A 19998-nucleotide genomic window follows, 5' to 3' on the forward strand; every position below is an offset into this window, starting at 1 on the left:
AAAACTTAAAATGAACAATCAATTAGATGCAAAACCACTTATTACCCTACTTGATTATCAATCTACTTCTGTGGTTGATTTATTTTCTGCCATTGAAAGCCAACCTTGGGCAATGCTGTTGCATTCATCAGCCAAAGAACATGTTGATAATCGTTACGATATTTTAGTGGCAGATCCAATAGCGACATTGCAAACCCACCAAGATGTTACTTCTATTAATGTTATAGGAAAGCAGCCAGTAACCAGTGAAGCCTGCCCTTTTAAACTGCTTGCTCATTATCAAGAACGACTAACGCCCCATTGCCATTCAATAAATGATCTTCCTTTTATTGGCGGAGCGTTAGGTTACTTCAGTTATGACTTAGGTCGCCGAGTTGAATCTATACCTAGTATTGCTGAGCGAGATATTCCAACCGCTGATATGGCTGTTGGGATCTATGACTGGGCTCTAATTGCTGATCATAAAACGTCTACCCTCACTTTAATACAACCACAAGGGAGTAATCGTCTCGATTGGCTACAGCAATTTATAGCGATAAAAGAAAAGAAAGCTGATTTTAATTTAGTGTCTAAATGGCAATCGAATATGACTCAAGCGGAATATAGCGCTAATTTTGATGCGATTCAGGAGTACCTTAAATCAGGAGATTGCTATCAAATTAATCTTGCTCAGCGTTTTCATGCTCAATATCAAGGTTCTGAATGGTTAGCGTATCAAACATTGGCAACCCAAAATGGGGCACCCTTCTCTGCGTTTATTAGAACCCCTGAACTTACCATCTTATCCGTCTCACCAGAGCGTTTTTTACAGGTAAAAGATCGTAAAATAGAAACAAAGCCCATTAAAGGTACTCGCCCTCGCTCAAATGATCCGAAATTAGATGATCAAGAAGCAGATATTCTTCGTCATAGCGCTAAAGATCGCTCTGAAAACTTAATGATTGTGGATTTATTGCGTAATGATATTGGTCGAGTCTCCAAGCCTGGTTCAGTCAAGGTGCCTAAGTTATTTGATATCGAAAGTTTTCCAGCTGTTCACCACCTAGTCAGTACGATTACTGGTCAATTAGGTGATAACTATACTATTAGTGATTTATTGAGTGCTTCTTTCCCTGGCGGATCGATCACCGGAGCACCTAAAATCCGAGCTATGGAGATTATTGAAGAGCTAGAGCCTCATCGTCGTAACTTATATTGTGGCAGTATTGGTTATATTAGCCGTTGTGGGAATATGGATACGAGTATTACTATACGAACCTTAATCGCCTACCAAGATACAATATACGCTTCAGCGGGCGGCGGTATTGTTGCCGATAGCCAAACTGAACTAGAATATGAAGAGACACTCCATAAGTTAAGCAAAATTTTACCCATTTTATAGTTATAAGGATCAGTTTATGGATACGCATTTACTTTCTTATTTGTTACTTCATAAACCAATTGATTACAGCTCAAGTTTGCTCTCCCATCCACGACTAACGAACGGCAGTTTTCAGTCTGCTGCTGTTCTTGTCCCTATCGTAAAAAGAGAATCTGGTTTCAACCTAATTTTAACTCAACGAGCGTCACATTTACGTCATCACCCTAGCCAAATTAGCTTCCCTGGAGGCAAGGTTGAACCCTTCGATTTATCCCTAATTCATACTGCTATTCGTGAAACAAATGAAGAAATTGGCATTGATCCTGCTCACATAAAACCATTAGCAAAACTTAACACAATACCAACAATATCTGGCTATAAAGTAACCCCTATCATTGCATTGATTGATGAAAATTATACCACCGCAATCGATTACGGTGAGGTTAGTAGCACATTTGAAGCACCGGTAAATCATCTAATTAACCCTAAAAACACCTACAAACACCACATATTTAACAAAAATCATACTTACGATCTGATTTTTATTCCTTTTGAGAAAAAACTCATTTGGGGAGTTACAGCCGAAATCATTCATTCAATGAATTACATTTCAACTTAGAAAAATTAGCATTATTGATAAGTTTTACTAATATCAGATTCACATCTATTGTGATCATTATCAATTATTTTCTGTTCTCCGTTCATCTTTTTTCATTTTCCGATCTGCGTCAAAGTTTTTCTCGCCAAAATAACGACAATAGCGCCGTTCCCAAAATTCCTGTTCCAAAAAATTAAGAGTATAATTATTATGCAAACAACAAATACTGCATCAGTAGGTGCAAAAAAAGCAAAGTGGACTTATAAAGATTTCACTTGGTGTCTTTCTCTATTCGGTACTGCTGTAGGTGCCGGTGTTTTATTCCTTCCAATTAAGGCTGGCGCTGGTGGTTTTTGGCCTCTAGTTATTCTTGCGTTAATTGCTGCTCCAATGACTTGGTTTGCACACAAAAGTTTGGCTCGTTTCGTTCTTTCTGCTAAAAATCCAAACGCTGATATTACCGATACGGTAGAAGAGCATTTTGGTAAAACTGGCGCGAACCTAATCACTTTTGCCTACTTTTTCGCGATTTACCCAATTGTACTTATCTACGGTGTTGGTATTACAAACACAGTAGACTCTTTCATGGTTAACCAAATGGGCATGGAATCTATTCCACGCTGGTTATTATCAGGTGTTCTTATCACTCTGATGACGTGTGGTGTTGTATTTGGTAAAGAACTTATGCTGAAAGCAACTTCTGCAATGGTTTACCCTCTTGTATTCATCTTAATGGCACTTTCTGTATACCTAATTCCTGGTTGGAACACATCAATGATGTCTGTTTCTCCTGATTGGGGTTCAATGCCTTCTGTTGTTTGGTTAGCAATTCCAATCATTGTTTTCTCTTTCAACCACAGCCCTGTGATTAGCCAGTTCTCTAAAGAACAGCGTCGTATATACGGTGACGATGCAGTTGCGAAAACTGATATGATCACTGGCGGTGCAGCAATGATGCTAATGAGCTTTGTAATGTTCTTCGTATTCTCTGTAGTTCTTTCTTTATCTCCAGAGCAACTAGCACAAGCACAAGCACAAAACATCTCTGTTCTTTCTTACCTAGCTAACGTTCATGAATCTCCAATGATTTCTATCATGGGCCCAATCGTTGCTTTTGCTGCGATTACTTCAAGCTACTTCGGTCACTTCCTTGGTGCTCATGAAGGTCTTGTTGGTCTAGCTAAGTCTCGTTCAAAAGCACCTGTTGCTAAGCTTGAGAAATTCTCTCTTATCTTCATCGTTGTTACTACATGGATCGTTTCTATCATCAACCCAAGTATCTTAGGTATGATTGAAACTATGGGTGCGCCAATGATTGCCGCTATCCTATTCCTTATGCCTGTATTCGCAATGCGTAAAGTTCCTGCAATGGCTAAGTACAAAACTTCAGCACCTGTGCAAATCTTTACAGCATTATGTGGTGTTGCAGCGATTACTTCTGTAATCTACGGCGCTCTTTAATAACTAGTTTATAAATCCTTATAAGCATTAGTTACACGAAGTTAATAATAATGATAATAAAGCCCCCTCTTTTGGGGGCTTATTCGAGGTAATAACATGATTAGTGTTTTTGATATCTACAAAATCGGAGTTGGTCCTTCTAGCTCCCACACCGTTGGTCCAATGAAAGCTGGTAAAGAGTTTATCGACGATTTACGTGGCATGGGCAAACTGCGTGATATCACTAAAATCACTGTTGATGTTTACGGTTCATTATCACTGACAGGGAAAGGTCACCATACTGATATCGCTATCATTATGGGTCTGGCAGGTAACACGCCAGAACACGTAGATATTGACTCTATTCCGGGCTTCATCGCTCGTGTTGAAGAAACAGAGCGCTTACCTGTTGGCATGCACTGCCATACGGTAGAATTTCCAAAAGAAGGTGGAATGAATTTCCACACAACTAACTTATCACTTCACGAAAATGGTATGCAAATCCATGCGTGGGTTGATGGCGACGTTGTTTACTCTAAAACATACTACTCTATCGGTGGTGGTTTTATTGTTGATGAAGAAAACTTTGGTAAAGAAGTTGAATCATCAATCCAAGTTCCTTACGCATTTAATTATGCCTCTGAATTAGTTGATTTATGTAAAGAGAATGGACTATCTATTAGTACATTAGTAATGAAGAACGAACACGCTATTCTTGCAGAAGATGAAGTTCGTACTTACTTTGCAAAAATCTGGAAAACCATGCGTGATTGTATGGAAAAAGGCATGAACACTGAAGGTATCCTACCTGGACCTCTACGTGTTCCTCGTCGTGCAGCTGCACTTCGCCAGCAACTACTGACTTCTGAAAAGACGTCGAAAGATCCAATGGAAGTAGTTGATTGGGTCAACATGTATGCATTTGCCGTAAACGAAGAGAATGCTGCAGGTGGCCGTGTTGTTACTGCTCCAACAAATGGCGCATGTGGCATCATCCCTGCTGTTTTAGCTTACTATGATAAGTTCATCCAAACAGTAACAGAGAAAGATTACATCCGTTACTTTGCAGCTTCTGGTGCGATTGGTGGCCTTTACAAGAAGAATGCGTCAATCTCTGGTGCTGAGGTCGGCTGTCAAGGTGAAGTTGGCGTTGCCTGTTCTATGGCTGCAGCTGGTCTTGCTGAACTTATGGGTGGTAGCCCTGAGCAAGTATGTATGGCCGCTGAAATTGCAATGGAACATAACCTTGGTTTAACTTGTGACCCTGTTGCTGGCCAAGTTCAAGTTCCTTGCATCGAGCGTAATGGTATTGCTGCTGTTAAGGCAATCAACGCGACACGTATGGCACTTCGCCGTTCATCTGCTCCTCGTGTTTCACTTGATAAAGTTATCGAAACAATGCTTGAAACAGGTAAAGACATGAACGCTAAATACCGTGAGACTTCTCAAGGTGGCTTAGCGATTAAAGTTATCTGTTAACCACAACAGACTTTGCTTAAAGCAATAATAAGGGCGTATATCGCCCTCTTTTTATTTCTCCCCATTCCATTTATATCTTCTATACTAAATATATGCATCAATTTGATGAATAAACCACCCTTGCTATTAACAAATGAATCAGTTACTGCAATAATGCAGTAATGCAAATAATTAGTACATTTCAATTATGAATAAGAAAAAACATACTCTTTCACCAAGAGCTCAAAAATTGAGAGCTGAATGGAAAGGAATGGAAAGTGAACATCGTTTCATTTCACACTCATTTAATTGCGTTAAAATCCATATTCATACACCTGATGACGGTATGTATAACCGCTCTGTTGGTTGCCTAAAAGAAGGCCGAGAAAAAGCCTTAAAAGAAGCCATTAAGCAACGAAATAAAGTCGGTAAAGAATTATGGGGAAATTGTTGGAACATGGTTCTTAACTACCCTAGCCTGTTTGAGCGCTTACCTCACAGCTTAGAGCCTGATATCATCACGAAAAAACGCACCTTACTTTCTGGTGAAGTACGCACAACAGATTACTATATCGTTCGTTGGAAAGAGATCGTTGATGGTGAATATAAGCCAAAGAGCCGTTTATTTTCTCATGGCAACGGCAACGACAAATTAAGCGCTTACAGTAAAGCAAAGAAAGTCATGCTTGATGTAAATAAAGACTTCATTCCCGTACTAAAAAAAATGGGTCGCTTTAATATCGTTAAAGTACTTTAATAGTAATGTAATTAATTAGATGGCTTATTTATTAGAATTGATATAATTATCAATGAATACAAAAATGGCAGTAAGAAATACTGCCATTTTATAATTGATATATTAAGATTACATTCCACCAGCAGTTGAATACATCCCATTAACATAGTCTTGGCGGAAAAAAGGGTCTATCCGATCACAGATACCATTGTACTGCTTCCCTACTACACCTAGCATATAAGCACTTTGGTCGCAGTATTCTTCCTGACCTTTTGTATAACCATCTAAATAAGCTTGATAATTCTCTTCGCTTACCGCGTTACCTTCCGACAATTTAACTAATTTGGTTTCTGATTGGGCAATCCAACCTTTCATTGCTCTGTCATAACCAAAGGCTTGCCAATCACTTTCTACATTTGAGGTTGGTGGTGGTGTCGTTGAACATGCAGCTAAAAGTAAAACAGTAAAAAGAACCGTTAAATATTTCATCATTCTGACCCTCTACAATAAACACATTATCTATTACGTTAAGTGTATCAGGTCAGATCATTAATATTTATAAAACTTGGCTAACCAATAGTAAAAAACCAAATAATAAGGTTAACCCCAGCGCTACATGACCACCTTCAGCTTCATAAATATGAGCTGAAGTTTCATTGTCATTGTCTTTTTTCTTTCTCAGCGAAACCACCATTGCTAATGGAATAAAAATAGCGAGGAATACTAAGATAACACCGGCATAACCTAATACAGATAAGAACTGATCCGCAGCTAGACTCGCACCCAATAAAGGTAATACAAAAGTACACACATAAGTCACTACCTTATTGTGTGAAATCATGTCTTTATTTTGATTATAAAGTGCCATTGCCACACCCAAAAACGATGTTAGCAGAGCCAGAGAAGTAAAGATCGAAAGAATGATTTCAATGTATTCATTTTTTGCGCTAAAGGTTTGAATCAAATCTGAAATATTAGAAAAATGCGTGATATCGTCTGCATTCAAATTACCCACAACCGCATAAAGCCATACTAAATAACAAATTAGAGGAATAATAGAACCAAGAATGATCATATTTCTTAGTTGCTGACGACTTGCTTCCTTGTTGTAGGCAACTAACGATGGAATAACAGGCATTGAAGCAAAGCTGGTAAACAGAATCGTACTTGTGCCAAATAGCATTCCTTTATCCGTATTTGTTACTTGTGTTAAGTTATCAACAGATATCCCTGGGACCAAAATAATCAAGGTAATCGCCAACATTGATATCATAAATAGGAATAAAACGCGGTTAAGCTTATCTATAATTTGAGTCCCACATACCACAAACATACTTGCGACAAGTGTAAATCCGATTTGCGCTACTTCTATACTCATCTCAATATCAAATATGGCAAGTATGCGCTTTAAAAGATCTGCCGCCCCTAAAATATAAGCAATAAGCATACAAATAAGCAGCAAATAAAATAGAGCATTAGTGATCACTTGACCACCCTTACCTAGCGTTCTGTTGGCAACGGTATTGATACCAAAAGCCAACTCAGTCTTTGAGCATGCCTCTGTTAAAAGTAAAGCCGAATATGTCGTACCGGCACAAATGACTAGCATCAATAATGTGCTATAAAAAAGACCAAACTGCGCCAATACCATAGGAATAGCTAACATTCCAGCGCCAAGAGCAGTACCTGAAAGGATTAATGCACTGCCAAATAATTTAAAATTCATTGTGTATTCTTATTTCGTGAAAATGATTACTCATAAAGAGTAAAAGCATGTGCTCTACCAGTAGCATAGAGCACAAATATATTAGTGACTAAATAACTTGAGAAACCAATAAAAAAGTACCAAAAACAAAAGAGAAGATAAGCATTGCAACTCCTCCTTCAGCTAAATAGCCTTTCGTCTGAGTTTCAACTTTTCGAAGTTGAACAACCATAGCAAGTGGAACAAATACCGCTAAGAAAACCAAAATAATCCCAGCGTAGCTTAAAACAGATAAGAACTGATCCGCGGCATAAACTGCACCAAGTAACGGCAGAATAAAGCTGATCACATAAGTTACTGCTTTATTTTGCTTAAACGTATCTTCATTTTGAGTAAACAACGCCATTGCAACACCTAAAAATGACGTCAAGAGCGCAAGTCCAGTAAAGCTAGATAACACAAGATTAATAAAAGCATGCTCTGCACTAAATACTGAGATCAACTCTGATACATTTGAAAAGTGAGTAATTTGTTCAGGTGTTAGGTTACCTACCACTGCATATAACCATACTAAATAACATACCAATGGAATTGCAGAGCCAATGATCACCATATTTCTTAATTGCTTTGGCGTTGCTTCATGGTTATAGGAAACCAAAGATGGGATTACAACCATAAAGCCAAAACTGGTAAAGATAATCGCACTGGTTTGAACTAATTCAATGCCATTTGAATTTGATACTTGAAGGAGATTATCTAATTCGATCCCCGGAACCAAAAATACAAGAGTCAGCAACAGCATGAATAGCATTACAGCAAAAAGTACACGGTTTAACTTATCAATTACTGCAGTTCCAGAAGCAACAATCACACCTGAAACCAAGGTAAATGCAATTTGGCTTTGCACTAAGGATAAATTCAATCCAACATTTCGAAGTAATTTATTGAGTAAATCTCCAGCGCCTAAAATGTAAGCCATCAGAAGACAAATAAGTAAAGCATACAACAAACCATTCGTGACTAGTTGCCCTCCTTTACCTAAACTTTTGCGAGCGATGGTGTTCATACCTAAACCACCACCCACATTAATACTTGCTTCTAGCAGCAATAAAGCGGCATAAGTCGTTCCTACAAAGATCAATAACATCAATGCAGTACCCCAAACCAGGCCAAATTGAGCCAATACCATTGGGATTGCCAGCATACCAGCGCCTAGCGCAGTACCTGAAATAATAAGTGAGCTTCCGATTAATTTTAAATTCATTGTTATTCCTTCGTTCTATATTCGAGTTTGAGCTTTAGTTTTATTTTTTGTCAAATTCAACGCGCAAAAAGCCATCCACAAAGATAACGCGGTTGAAATTAGAGCTTATTAATTACGAATAAAAACGGAGAAATCGAAAATACGAGAAGAAGTGAAACGCGAGAAACTGAGACGAGAAAAAGCGTAGAGAAAAAACAACTGATGATTTGAAACCAGAGTTATGGGGTGAACCTTCTGTAGGCTCCAACAATGGGCCTGATGTTAATTGGAAAATCATGTGTACATCCTAATTAGTCACATTCCATTTATAATAATAGGCCGTAAATCCCTTACAGACCGAACTACCAAACTAGTAGTCCGATCCATTCTATATAATGAACTTAGCAATGCAACCCTTAAATAAAACTTGTTTCCCCTATCCTTTAGCCTCTACTAAGTTATTTATCCATTTCTTACTTTTTAAACGATAGACAGAGGCAAACCACTTAAACAACGTTTCTAAAAAGAAAAGGCTATAAACAATTTCAGCTGAATAACCAAAATAAACGGCGCCTAAAGCTGCGATTGGAATACCAAAGAACCATTGCGTTAAAACATCTTGGTATAGGCAGAATTTAACATCACCACCAGCTCTTAAAATACCGACAACTAATGTCGTAGGAATGGAGCGAAGCATAATTCCGACACACAGAATAGATAAGAATGTATCAGCAAGATCTCTGGTATCCGCGGTTAATGCCGTAAACAGGTCTAAGATGGCCTCTTTTGAAAAATAAAGCGTGATTGACACCATTAAGGTTACAGCAAAACCAACCACCATCATTAATATCGCTTGGTAATACACCTTATCGTATTCTTTTGCACCAATATGATTCCCAACAAGTACCCCAGAAGCATTTGCAATACCCATTAAAAAGCTTAGAGAAACCGCTTCAATAGGGGTAACAACAGCAAACGCAGCTAAGCCTTCCGTTCCTGTTTGTCCCATAATTGCGGTATACGCAAATAAGCCACCTGCCCATAACAAAAAATTGGTGGTAGTTGGTAATGCTAAACGAATAAATGCTTTAAATTTGTCTACCTGAAGGCTTTGGATGATATCTTTTATCCCGAACCTTAAAAGATGACTCTTCATAATTAAATAAAGATAAAACAAACCAACTTCAATGATAGAACTCACCACAGTAGCAATTGCTGCACCTTTTATCCCTAAAGCAGGAAAGCCTAAATAACCAAAAATCAAAACCCAATTCAGTAATATATTCAGAGCAATGCCTATTCCACTAAAGAATGTACTTATACCCGGCTGTTGTATTGAACGAAACCCTGCCCCAAGACTCGCAGTAAAAGCAATAGCAAGCATACTCCAACTGGTTATTTGAATATATTCCACGCCAAGTGCAATAACACTTGAATCTTTAGATGCCAACTGCATAACAAAACTGGCAAAGAATTGTAAAAGAAAGATAATAACCACAGCTGAGAATGTGGAAGTGAGCCAAGTTAATGCTGTCGTTTCTCTCAGCCCTTTATTATCCTTTGCTCCCCAATGTTGAGCAGCCAATAAAGCACCTGTTGTTGTTATTCCTGTCAGTATTATGGTTGTAAAAAAAATTGCTCGGCTACCTACACCAACAGCAGCAATATCAGCTTCTGAAAGTTGCCCGAGCATAAACACGTCAATTAAGCTTTTACTGGATAACAAAATACTTTGAAGGGTGATAGGTATGGCAATCAAAAATAGACGACGAAAAAAGTCACCATTAGCATGATTATAAACATTACGAATTAGACTTGAGCTTACTTCTTTCACACTCTCTTCCACTAAATTTAAGTTGTGAATTAAGTGTATCGAAAATTGCAAGAATACTCATAAGTAGGTATAAAAAGAGTTAGGTCGATTGCAAGAATATGAACCTTGACATTACTATGACAACCCACCATAACCACCATCTTATTTATATAAAGAGTAATAATAAATATAGCGTTATTTTAGATATTGAACATGCGCTTCCATCTCTTCGCCAATTTCTTTACGCATATTCATTAGTTTGATTGCTGAATCTCTTAACTTAATGTCTTCTTCTGTCTCTGGTACCCACTCAGGGACTGACGTCGGTTTACCATTTCCATCAACCGCAACCATGATAACGATACAGTGCGTTGTTAAGCGATTATTCTGCTCTTTAGGGTCGCTTGCTTGAACATCAATAGCGATGTGCATAGACGATTTTCCGGTATAGATGACTTTACCTGTCACTTCCACAAGGTTGCCGACAAAAATAGGCTCAACAAAACGAATACCACCTGCGTATGCAGTAATACAATATTTACCACTCCATCCTGCCGATGATGCATAAGCGGCTAAATCGATCCATTTCATCACTGCACCACCGTGAACTTTACCACCAAAGTTCACATCCCCAGGTTCAGCTAAAAAGCGTAATGTTATTTCTCGTTTTGTTTTTCCCATTTTAAATTCCTTTTTACTGCATTACATTGTGCAAAATTAACTGACTTTTTTATATTGTTTTTCTAGCTCACTCACGCCTAAACCACTGCGCTTGGTGACTTTTATTTGGACTGGTATGCGTTCTTTCATCGCTTCGATGTGGCTTATCACACCAATCATTTTTCCTGATGCATTTAAGTTATCTAATGCATCAAGCGCCATGTCTAACGTTTCACTGTCTAGCGTACCAAACCCTTCATCTAAGAACAGTGAATCAATGCTTGTTTTGTGACTAACCAGATCAGAAAGTGCCAATGCCAATGCCAAACTAACAAGGAAGCTCTCTCCACCTGATAAGGTTTTTGTATCACGAACCACATCACCTTGCCATGTATCCAGCACTTGAAGCTCTAATCCATCACTGGCTTTACGTTTAAGCTCATAGCGGCCATGTAAGCGAGTAAGCTGTTTATTGGCTAAATAGACGAGATTCTCTAGCGTTAACCCTTGAGCAAATTTACGGAATTTATCCCCTTTTTGCGAACCAATTAATGAGTGTAGATATTGAATATCATCGTATTCTGATTGATACGCTTCAATCGCCTCAAACAGTGCTTTTTGATTGGTTTTACGCTCGCTGTCTGAACGCAACGCTTGAGCGATTTCACCTTCACGCTTCACTAACGTCTCAGATTGAGATTTCACTTGGGCTAACTCAGCCTCAACCGTTTCTTTTGCCATTAATTGCCACTCTGCGGCTTTTGGCGCTTGATAATGATGTTCTTTGATTTGCTGTGCACTCTCTAGCAAAGCGCCAGTTCGCTCAATCGCTTGTTGTATTTCTGTTTTTAAGCTTAATAATTGTTGGCGTTCTTCTTCTGAAATCAACGCCGCTTGGAATAACTCAAGCGTTTCAAATGGGCTTTGTAATAAAGCACCTTTCCATACATCAGAACGATCTACCGATAGTTTTTCACAACTTAAATAACTCTCTTTAAGACTATTCAACTTGCCATCTAAAGCCGCAAGGTCTTGTACTAATGCTTGTAATTTCTGTTGCTCAACATCATACGTTTGCTCTGAAATTGACAGTTTCTCACTCATCATAAAGCGTGCTGTTTTGATCTCTTGTGTTCCAAACAACTCAATACGTTTTGCTTGTTGCTTCTCTAACTCTGTTGTTAATGCTGACATTTCAGTTTGTGATTGTTGCTGTTGAGTGTTCAATTCAACCAATTGCTCGGCTAAATGAGCGTGATCACTTTGTAGCGTTTGCTGTTGTTGGATTTGCACTTGCTGCTGTGTGATTTTTTCCTGAATTTGTTGTAAGTCTTGCTCTTTTTGTACAAACCAAGAGGTAATTTGAGTCAACTCTGGTGCATTAAAGCCTGCTTGCTCAATTTCGGTGACCAACTGCTGCTTAAGTTCCGTTTGACGCAATTGCAGCTGTTCTCTTTTTTGATTGTTATCTTGTTGCTGTTGAAGCGCCGTTTGGTGTGATTGACGATCAAAATTTAACGCCGCAGTGACAGCGTCAAGACGATGCTGAACTTGTTGTAATTGGTTTTGTTGCACTCGAACCTTATCACCCGCTTGGCGTAATTGCTTTGCTTGCTCATTAAGCGTAGATAAAGAGGCTTCACACTCACTAATGAACTGATTAATCGAATCAGTATCACCTAAGGTTAGAGTGAGTTGCGTTGTTTCTAATAACGTAGACCATTGCTTTTGCGTGGATTCAACCGTTTGTTGCCACTGCACTGATTGAGATTGGCAATGATCTTGTTTTATTTTAAGCGAATCTAATTGTTCACGTACTGATTTACCTTGCTCGACAATCTCTACGCGTTTCTGCTCGGCTTCTTTTTTACGTTGTATTGTCGCGCTCAAATCAAGCAATTGAGCTTGTTCTAATAGTGGATGATGCGTTGAACCACACAACGGACAATCTTGATCTTTTGCTAATTCTGCTCGATATTTTGCTAACTCGCCTTCTTGCTCGATTAAGGTAGTTAAATCGATGACTTGCTGCTCTTGTTGCTTAAACTGAGTCGCTAGTTCAGTACGCTGCACATCCAATTTTTCAATGTCATTCGCTTGTGTTTTCTGCACAGTGGCAAGCATTTTCAGCTCTTTTGTCGCTCGTAAATACTCATTATTAGTATGAGTTAATTCAACACGGTATTGATGACGAGTCGTTAGTGCCGTTATCTGCTCAGTCAGTTGTGCTTCTGACCCTTTATCTTGCCATTGTTGTAATTCAAGCTCTGCGCACTTCGTCGCTTCTATTTCATTATTAACAATAATTTGAGCTTGATTTAATTCTGCTTCTTTTTTGTTGATAGCATCAAGCAGAGTCTCTACCGCTGCATTAGCGGATGTCAATTGACCATCTAAAGAGGCAGTATCTTTATCTTGTTGTAAAATATGGCTAACTTGGTTCTTCCACTGACCTAAATAACGTTCAATTTGCAGATCAGCTTTATGCTTTTCAACATAATTGGCTAATAAAGAAAGTTTCTCTGTTATGTCAGATAATGTTGCTGTCAGACCTTGTTGCTTTTTATTACCATCCTCAAGACGCGCAGTAAGGTTTGCGATTTGGTGCTGCTTCTCTTGAGATTGTTGAGTCAGTTGAGCAATCGCAGTATCTAACGGTTGCACCGAATCATTAATTAAGTTTTCTAATGTTTTACTCTCACCCTTAATAGTATCAAGCTCTTGTTTTAGCTGTGTAACATGAGACTCAAGTGCTTTTTTATCACTGGCCTTTTGTTGGTGAGATTGCTCTGTCGTCTTTAATTCTTTAACCAACTCTTCAAAGCGAGTTTGTGCTTCTTGCCATAGTTGATATGGCGTACGCAGTTTTTCAGCAGGTTCACTTTGTGCTAAACGATGTAATTGTTCGCTGGCTTGTTTTTCTTTCTCTAATGCTAATTGATTATTATCAACCGCTTGCTGCCACTGGAGTTGGTTTTTCGCATCTGCAATCCACCACTCAACATGTGCTTGCCAATCTGCAAGTTGAGCTTGTTGCTGTTTTTGATTCGTTTGCAGTTCAGCTTGCTCATCGATTAATACTTGCTTATCTTCTTCAGAAAGCAGCTCTACCCCTTCAGCTTTGGCTTTAAGCTCAGCTAATTTTTGTTTTGATGCGGTGTAATGCTCATGCACCTTCTCTGAGATCTGACCATAGATCTCAGTGCCTGTCAGTTCTTCTAATAAACCGGCACGATCACTGGCATCGGCATTTAAAAACGCCGCAAATTGGCCTTGAGATAACATCATTGATTTAGTGAAGCGTGAAAAATTAAGTCCAGTAATAACTTTAATTAATTCGTCTTTCTTTTTAATTTGAGTTGCTAATATAGTCTCTGTTGTAACTTCTGCTAATTCAACTACCGCAGCTTGTAAATTACCATCCACTTTGCCACGAGAACGACGTTGACTCCAAAATGCACGATAGGCTTTGCCTTTCACTTCAAACTCAACTTCTGCAGAACATTCCGCCGTACCACGCGTCATGATTTCATTATTTGAAGCGTTAATATCTTTTAAACGTGGTGTTCTATGATAAAGCGCTAAACAGATCGCATCTAAAATCGTCGTTTTACCCGCACCTGTTGGGCCTGTAATTGCAAACAATCCGTTTTCCGCAAAAGGAGATGCTGAGAAATCAATTTTCCACTCACCTTTTAATGAGTTTAAATTTGAAAAACTTAAGCTTAAAATTCTCATGCATCACCTTCTTGTGAATCGGTATCTTTATGTTCTACTTCTGACAGAATTTGTTTGAATTTCACTGTCATTCTTTCAGCTCGTTGCTGCTCTTTTTCTGTCTCAAACGTCTCTTGCTCTATACGTTTAGTAAACACATCAAAAGGCGTTAACTCCGCTAAGGTTTCGGTTTTTTCTTGCGCTAGGGTTTGTTCACTGCGGTGTCTTGCACGACGCAATTGCAACACTTCTACATTCAAATCTTGAGTTAGTGCTTGAATGCGTTGTTGTAGATCTGACAGGTAATCTTGCACTTCGACTTCAATGCATAGCCAAGTCGTATCTTCACACTCTTTAAATTGTGCTAACTCTTGTTCAATCGTTTCTAAATCGCCCTTTAATGCCTTCATTTGTTGAAACATAGGCACATTAATTGGTGTAATTTGAGTTACGCTTGCTTTATCAAACTCCACCATCACCACTTGTTTTTGAGATTTAAGCTCATCAAAGCTTAATGGGATTGGTGAGCCGGAATAACGAATATGATCAGATTTAGCCACCAATTGCGGGCGGTGAATATGACCAAGGGCGATGTAATCTGCAGGCGGGAAACCATCGGCAGCAAAGCCATCCAATGTGCCAATGTAGATATCACGAACCGAATCTGATTGTTTAACACCAAGTGCTGTTAAATGACCTGTTGCAATAATAGGGACTTCTACATTTAACTCTTTTCGTAACTCTAACGCTTTCTGATATAGCTGATGATAATGCTGTTTGATGGCTTCACCGAGCGCTTGTTGTTTCTCTACACCGGTTGATCCTGCAACACTGGTGACAACGTCACGCGGACGAATAAATGGAACCGCGCATAAAATAGCGCCCACTGCACCATCACTGTTTGGAAGCGTTAATAATTGAGTGGATAAGTCATCATTAGTATTCGCAATCACTCGAGCGTTCAAGTGAGCCAATAATTGTTTAGATTCATTTAGCGTTGAAACTGAATCATGGTTTCCACCAAGCACGATCAATTCGCAGTTTACTTTGTTCATCTCCACCACAAATTGGTTATACATTTCGCGCGCGTAACTTGGTGGCGCGCCCGTATCAAACACATCTCCGGCAATGATAACCGCATTAATGGCATTTTCTTGGACTTGTTCAAGTAGCCAGCTAATGAATTTTTGATGTTCATTACGGCGACTTTTTGTGAAGAAATTTTGACCTAAATGCCAATCAGAAGTATGTAAAATACGCATAAATATCAACTTGTTTGATGGATAGAGAAGACGATACCCCTTTTATACCATCTGGGAGAGAAACTATGTACTTTTATAAGCTTTTAAACTTAAAACTATTAGCAGGTGTTGACCTTACTTCATGCTGTTATACTTTATTTAATAAACCTCGATTCCATCGATAATAACAACATGAGTATCTAATTTGCCATCTCCTGAAAGCCTTACATTCACCACCATCAATATGTTCAACTTTGTTGAGCCGCCTAATGCGTATTACGATTTTGAAAATATACTAACTCAAGATGAATGGCTGAAAAAACAGGGCTGGTTTAAGGATAAGATCACGGCATTAAACTCTGATGTAATTGGGTTTCAAGAAGTTTTTAGTCCAAGCGCTTTAGAGGCTTTAGTGAACGAGCTTGGCTATTCATATTTTGCCACTGTCGATGAACCAAAATCTGAAGATGGCTATGTCTTCAACTCACCTGTGGTTGCCTTTGCTTCGCGTTATCCAATTCTAAATGCTCAACCAGTGATTGCCGAGCAAGCTCAATTATCTCGGTTTGGGATTGAATTTGAATTTAATCGTGTACCTGTTCATGCCTCTATTGATCTGCCCCACCTTGGGATCACTGACTGTTATGTGGTGCACTTCAAATCTCAGCGCCCTAAAGAGCCGGAAGAAAGTGATGTAACGGATGAAGTCAACAGCTCGCCTCTTCATCAGCTTCATGATGAACAGCTAGGTTCTTGGCTTTCTACTGCACAACGTGGGTTAGAAGCGAATATTCTACATAACCATATAATTCAGCAGCGCAAAGAATCAAATCAGCCTGTAATAGTCATGGGCGATTTTAATAAGCCCTTGTTTCATGATGAATTTAAAGGACTGCTTTCTTATGAACTTCGATTCGATAAATTCAGTACCGATTATTTAACTCGATTTCAGATTAAAGACAGCTGGGATATTTACTGTGGATTAAAAGGCGCAGATTTATTGGAAGAGCGAGTAAGTACCCATTATTACGGAGCAAAAGGGTCTGTATTGGATTACATTCTGCTGTCTAACGAATTTGATAGCTCATTTTCGGGCAGTATTTTAGAAGTCATTGATTACACAGTAACAGATCAGCACATTGTAAATCCTAGATTTGATATTGACCAATTCAGCACCGATCACGCTTTGGTTTCAATTACAGCTCGTATACGGCAGGCATAAAAAAGGGCTGAATAATTCAGCCCTCTCTAAACATGACAGTTAATGTAGATTACTCACCGCGGTAAGTACAACCTGCTGTACATGTCTCTTTAATTTCAATTTTACTTAGTAATGGAAGACTTGGTTTTACTTCGTTCCAAATCCACTTAGCTAATACTTCACTTGTTGGGTTTTCTAACCCTTCAATGTCGTTTAGGTAGTAATGGTCAAGACGATCATACGTTGGTTTAAATGCCGCTTTAATTTCAGAGAAATCAATTACCCAACCCGTATGTTGGTCAACTTCACCTTCAACATACAAACGAACTAAAAAAGAGTGACCATGAAGACGACCACATTTATGACCTTCTGGTACATGTGGTAAATGGTGTGCTGCTTCAAACATGAAGTCTTTATATAGTTCAGTTGTCATTAGTTAAAATCTCTATTACCTATATTATGAAGCAGGGATAGTACTCTACTTCCCTACTAAACAACAAGACTCACAATCAGTAAGTTCCCTATTCCCTTATGATATTGTCGATTTTTTCGGCGAATTTACAACGAAAATTGATTCTTATTCTGAAAAATCACGTTTATAGAACAACAACACTTGAAGCTATCAATAAGAAAGGTAATATGTATTTCTTGAAATAAAAATATTCGTGCATGTAGCACAACAATGGAGAATGTAATTAACATGACTTACGCGCCTGTAACAGACGTATTAAGCGGTAAACTAGCGGTTGACAGTGAAGTAACTGTTCGCGGTTGGATCCGTTCACGTCGCGACTCTAAAGCTGGAATCTCTTTCCTAGCTATCTATGACGGTTCTTGTTTCGATCCGATTCAGGCCGTAGTTCCTAATGACTTAAATAATTACAATGACGAAGTTCTTAAGCTAACAACAGGTTGTTCTGTTGAAGTGACAGGTACTATCGTAGCTTCTCCTGCTAAAGGTCAAGATTTTGAGCTAGCTGCAACTGAAGTTAAAGTTGTAGGTTGGGTTGAAGATGCTGATACTTACCCAATGGCTAAGACTCGTCACTCAATTGAATATTTACGTGAAGTTGCACACCTTCGCCCACGTACTAACGTGATTGGTGCGGTTGCACGTGTTCGTAACTGTCTATCTCAAGCGATTCACCGTTTCTACCACGAGCAAGGCTACTTCTGGATGTCTGCTCCACTAATCACATCATCTGATGCTGAAGGTGCTGGTGAAATGTTCCGTGTTTCTACGCTAGATCACGCGAACCTTCCTATGGATGACAAAGGCAATGTTGATTACGACAAAGACTTCTTTGGTAAAGAAACATTCCTAACCGTATCTGGTCAACTTAATGCGGAAACTTACGCTTGTGCACTAAGCAAAGTTTACACATTCGGTCCTACTTTCCGTGCTGAAAACTCACACACAAGCCGCCACCTAGCTGAATTCTGGATGGTTGAGCCTGAAGTTGCTTTCGCTACGCTTGATGACGTAGCTAAACTAGCTGAAGACATGCTTAAGTATGTATTCGAAGCTGTTCTTGCTGAGCGTCGTGATGACCTTGAGTTCTTTGCTTCTCGCATCGACAAACAAGCGATCACTCGTCTAGAGCAATTTGTAAGCTCTGATTTCGCACAAGTAGACTACACAGATGCTATCCAAATCCTTAAAGATTCTGGTCGTGACTTTGAGTTTGATGTTGAGTGGGGCATCGATATGTCTTCTGAGCATGAGCGTTACCTTGCAGAAGAGCACTTCAAAGCACCGGTTATCGTTAAAAACTACCCGAAAGACATCAAAGCATTCTACATGCGTCAAAATGACGATGGTAAGACGGTTGCTGCGATGGATGTTCTTGCACCAGGCATTGGTGAGATCATTGGTGGTTCTCAACGTGAAGAGCGTTTAGACGTTCTTGATGCTCGTATGATTGAAATGGGCATCGACCCTGAGCACATGAGCTGGTACCGTGATTTACGTCGTTACGGCACAGTGCCTCATGCTGGCTTCGGTCTTGGCTTTGAGCGTCTAGTGTCTTACGTAACTGGTATGGGCAACGTTCGTGACGTTATCCCGTTCCCACGTACTCCACGTTCAGCTAACTTCTAATTGGCTTTTCTTATAGGGCATTAGCTCTGTAAGAATAGATTAAATAGAAACTAATGAATACAAAAATGGCGACCAGTGCGGTCGCCATTTTTTTAACTATATATTTAGGTATCATTACCAAAAACGCACTCTACCCGTATCAATATGCACAAAGTTACTGCCTGGATAATACCCTACTCCGCCCGCTTTTAATGATAACGCCGCTTTTCTTACCTCAGCTAAGGGAACGCCTTCTAAGCGAAAATCCATTGCTTTACCTAGCATATGCAAACTTTTCTTTGCCACGCCACCGTGTGATTTACCACGTAACATTTCATTTGTTGCTGGTGAGCGATAACCCGAAATAATTTGAACCTGAGTATCACAACCAATGACATTTTGAATCGCCGACAATTGGTCAAATAATCGTTTATCCATTTCGATGCTTTCATTACGTCTGAAATCTCGGCATAAATGATTTAGTTTTGCTAACTCTGCGCTCTGATAACCTCGTCCATTAAAATATTCAGTCTGTAGCTCTTCACCGGTATGTAAGTTGTTTAACGCTAGCTTACGTGGTGACTCTTCAAATTGTGATGCGAAAGATAAAGTAGGAAACAGACTTAAACCAACAGTAGCTGCGCCACCAAGTAGGATTTTACGGCGTAATGGACTCAATTCAGACATACAGTAGAAATCTCTCTTATAAATAGATCAATCAATAACTGAAGGAGAATATACACACC

Annotated in this window: 16 protein-coding genes; 7 read left to right on the forward strand and 9 right to left on the reverse strand. The window is 39.1% G+C overall.

The window, feature by feature from the left end:
- The first annotated feature begins 10 nt into the window (after positions 1-10).
- From pabB to F8B77_RS00325, 5 genes are all read left to right on the forward strand, one after another.
- Positions 11-1381: an aminodeoxychorismate synthase component I gene (gene pabB, locus F8B77_RS00305; RefSeq protein ID WP_151652724.1), complete on the forward strand. Its 1371-nt coding sequence runs from the start codon at positions 11-13 to the stop codon at positions 1379-1381.
- A gap of 16 nt (positions 1382-1397) precedes the next feature.
- Positions 1398-1979 (forward strand): CoA pyrophosphatase, encoded by a 582-nt coding sequence (locus tag F8B77_RS00310; RefSeq protein WP_151652726.1) that lies wholly within the window; start codon positions 1398-1400, stop codon positions 1977-1979.
- A gap of 189 nt (positions 1980-2168) precedes the next feature.
- Positions 2169-3419, forward strand: coding sequence for an aromatic amino acid transport family protein (locus F8B77_RS00315; protein WP_151652728.1), 1251 nt, complete (start codon positions 2169-2171; stop codon positions 3417-3419).
- Between the two features lie 96 nt (positions 3420-3515).
- Positions 3516-4877, forward strand: a complete 1362-nt coding sequence (locus tag F8B77_RS00320; protein ID WP_130086822.1) for an L-serine ammonia-lyase — start codon at positions 3516-3518, stop codon at positions 4875-4877.
- Between the two features lie 250 nt (positions 4878-5127).
- Positions 5128-5613 (forward strand): hypothetical protein, encoded by a 486-nt coding sequence (locus F8B77_RS00325; RefSeq protein ID WP_244298148.1) that lies wholly within the window; start codon positions 5128-5130, stop codon positions 5611-5613.
- 108 nt (positions 5614-5721) lie between these two features.
- On the opposite strand, the gene F8B77_RS00330 is transcribed toward F8B77_RS00325, so the two are convergent.
- The 7 genes from F8B77_RS00330 to sbcD form a co-directional block, all read right to left on the reverse strand.
- A complete protein-coding gene (locus F8B77_RS00330) occupies positions 5722-6084 on the reverse strand; it encodes a DUF2799 domain-containing protein (protein ID WP_425277972.1) in 363 nt (120 codons plus the stop codon).
- A gap of 64 nt (positions 6085-6148) precedes the next feature.
- Positions 6149-7318: an amino acid permease gene (locus F8B77_RS00335; RefSeq protein WP_151652732.1), complete on the reverse strand. Its 1170-nt coding sequence runs from the start codon at positions 7316-7318 to the stop codon at positions 6149-6151.
- Positions 7319-7406: 88 nt separating this feature from the next.
- Positions 7407-8561 (reverse strand): amino acid permease, encoded by a 1155-nt coding sequence (locus F8B77_RS00340; RefSeq protein WP_151652734.1) that lies wholly within the window; start codon positions 8559-8561, stop codon positions 7407-7409.
- A gap of 415 nt (positions 8562-8976) precedes the next feature.
- Positions 8977-10374: an MATE family efflux transporter gene (locus tag F8B77_RS00345; RefSeq protein ID WP_151652736.1), complete on the reverse strand. Its 1398-nt coding sequence runs from the start codon at positions 10372-10374 to the stop codon at positions 8977-8979.
- Positions 10375-10548: 174 nt separating this feature from the next.
- Positions 10549-11034, reverse strand: a complete 486-nt coding sequence (locus tag F8B77_RS00350) for an acyl-CoA thioesterase (protein ID WP_130086818.1) — start codon at positions 11032-11034, stop codon at positions 10549-10551.
- Positions 11035-11070: 36 nt separating this feature from the next.
- Entirely contained in the window at positions 11071-14751 is a 3681-nt protein-coding gene (locus F8B77_RS00355) for an AAA family ATPase (protein WP_151652738.1), read from the reverse strand.
- Positions 14748-15992 (reverse strand): exonuclease subunit SbcD, encoded by a 1245-nt coding sequence (gene sbcD / locus F8B77_RS00360; RefSeq protein WP_151652740.1) that lies wholly within the window; start codon positions 15990-15992, stop codon positions 14748-14750. Before sbcD ends, F8B77_RS00355 begins: the two co-directional genes overlap by 4 nt.
- 184 nt (positions 15993-16176) lie before the next feature.
- On the opposite strand from sbcD, the gene F8B77_RS00365 reads away from it, so the two are divergent.
- Positions 16177-17193 carry an endonuclease/exonuclease/phosphatase family protein gene (locus tag F8B77_RS00365; RefSeq protein ID WP_167512718.1) on the forward strand — a complete coding sequence of 339 codons (1017 nt, stop codon included), beginning with the start codon at positions 16177-16179 and terminating at the stop codon, positions 17191-17193.
- Between the two features lie 49 nt (positions 17194-17242).
- Here the strand turns inward: F8B77_RS00365 and queD are convergent, their stop codons facing one another.
- Positions 17243-17605 carry a 6-carboxytetrahydropterin synthase QueD gene (gene queD, locus F8B77_RS00370; protein ID WP_061002237.1) on the reverse strand — a complete coding sequence of 121 codons (363 nt, stop codon included), beginning with the start codon at positions 17603-17605 and terminating at the stop codon, positions 17243-17245.
- Between the two features lie 267 nt (positions 17606-17872).
- On the opposite strand from queD, the gene asnS reads away from it, so the two are divergent.
- Positions 17873-19273 carry an asparagine--tRNA ligase gene (gene asnS / locus F8B77_RS00375; protein ID WP_072054459.1) on the forward strand — a complete coding sequence of 467 codons (1401 nt, stop codon included), beginning with the start codon at positions 17873-17875 and terminating at the stop codon, positions 19271-19273.
- A 114-nt stretch (positions 19274-19387) separates the two neighbouring features.
- Here the strand turns inward: asnS and mepK are convergent, their stop codons facing one another.
- Positions 19388-19939, reverse strand: a complete 552-nt coding sequence (gene mepK / locus F8B77_RS00380) for a peptidoglycan L,D-endopeptidase MepK (protein WP_151652742.1) — start codon at positions 19937-19939, stop codon at positions 19388-19390.
- Positions 19940-19998 lie beyond the last annotated feature (59 nt).

The sequence above is a fragment of the Aliivibrio finisterrensis genome (assembly GCF_008933155.1).
Classification (GTDB): domain Bacteria; phylum Pseudomonadota; class Gammaproteobacteria; order Enterobacterales; family Vibrionaceae; genus Aliivibrio; species Aliivibrio finisterrensis.

Bases quoted from the DNA above. Each gene is read 5' to 3' on its own strand.
- mepK (WP_151652742.1), bottom strand. From the start codon at position 19,939: ATGTCTGAATTGAGTCCATTACGCCGTAAAATCCTACTTGGTGGCGCA.
- F8B77_RS00320 (WP_130086822.1), top strand. From the start codon at position 3,516: ATGATTAGTGTTTTTGATATCTACAAAATCGGAGTTGGTCCTTCTAGC.
- queD (WP_061002237.1), bottom strand. From the start codon at position 17,605: ATGACAACTGAACTATATAAAGACTTCATGTTTGAAGCAGCACACCAT.
- F8B77_RS00340 (WP_151652734.1), bottom strand. From the start codon at position 8,561: ATGAATTTAAAATTAATCGGAAGCTCACTTATTATTTCAGGTACTGCG.
- F8B77_RS00315 (WP_151652728.1), top strand. From the start codon at position 2,169: ATGCAAACAACAAATACTGCATCAGTAGGTGCAAAAAAAGCAAAGTGG.
- F8B77_RS00335 (WP_151652732.1), bottom strand. From the start codon at position 7,318: ATGAATTTTAAATTATTTGGCAGTGCATTAATCCTTTCAGGTACTGCT.
- pabB (WP_151652724.1), top strand. From the start codon at position 11: ATGAACAATCAATTAGATGCAAAACCACTTATTACCCTACTTGATTAT.
- F8B77_RS00330 (WP_425277972.1), bottom strand. From the start codon at position 6,084: ATGATGAAATATTTAACGGTTCTTTTTACTGTTTTACTTTTAGCTGCA.
- F8B77_RS00325 (WP_244298148.1), top strand. From the start codon at position 5,128: ATGGAAAGTGAACATCGTTTCATTTCACACTCATTTAATTGCGTTAAA.
- asnS (WP_072054459.1), top strand. From the start codon at position 17,873: ATGACTTACGCGCCTGTAACAGACGTATTAAGCGGTAAACTAGCGGTT.
- F8B77_RS00355 (WP_151652738.1), bottom strand. From the start codon at position 14,751: ATGAGAATTTTAAGCTTAAGTTTTTCAAATTTAAACTCATTAAAAGGT.
- sbcD (WP_151652740.1), bottom strand. From the start codon at position 15,992: ATGCGTATTTTACATACTTCTGATTGGCATTTAGGTCAAAATTTCTTC.
- F8B77_RS00310 (WP_151652726.1), top strand. From the start codon at position 1,398: ATGGATACGCATTTACTTTCTTATTTGTTACTTCATAAACCAATTGAT.
- F8B77_RS00350 (WP_130086818.1), bottom strand. From the start codon at position 11,034: ATGGGAAAAACAAAACGAGAAATAACATTACGCTTTTTAGCTGAACCT.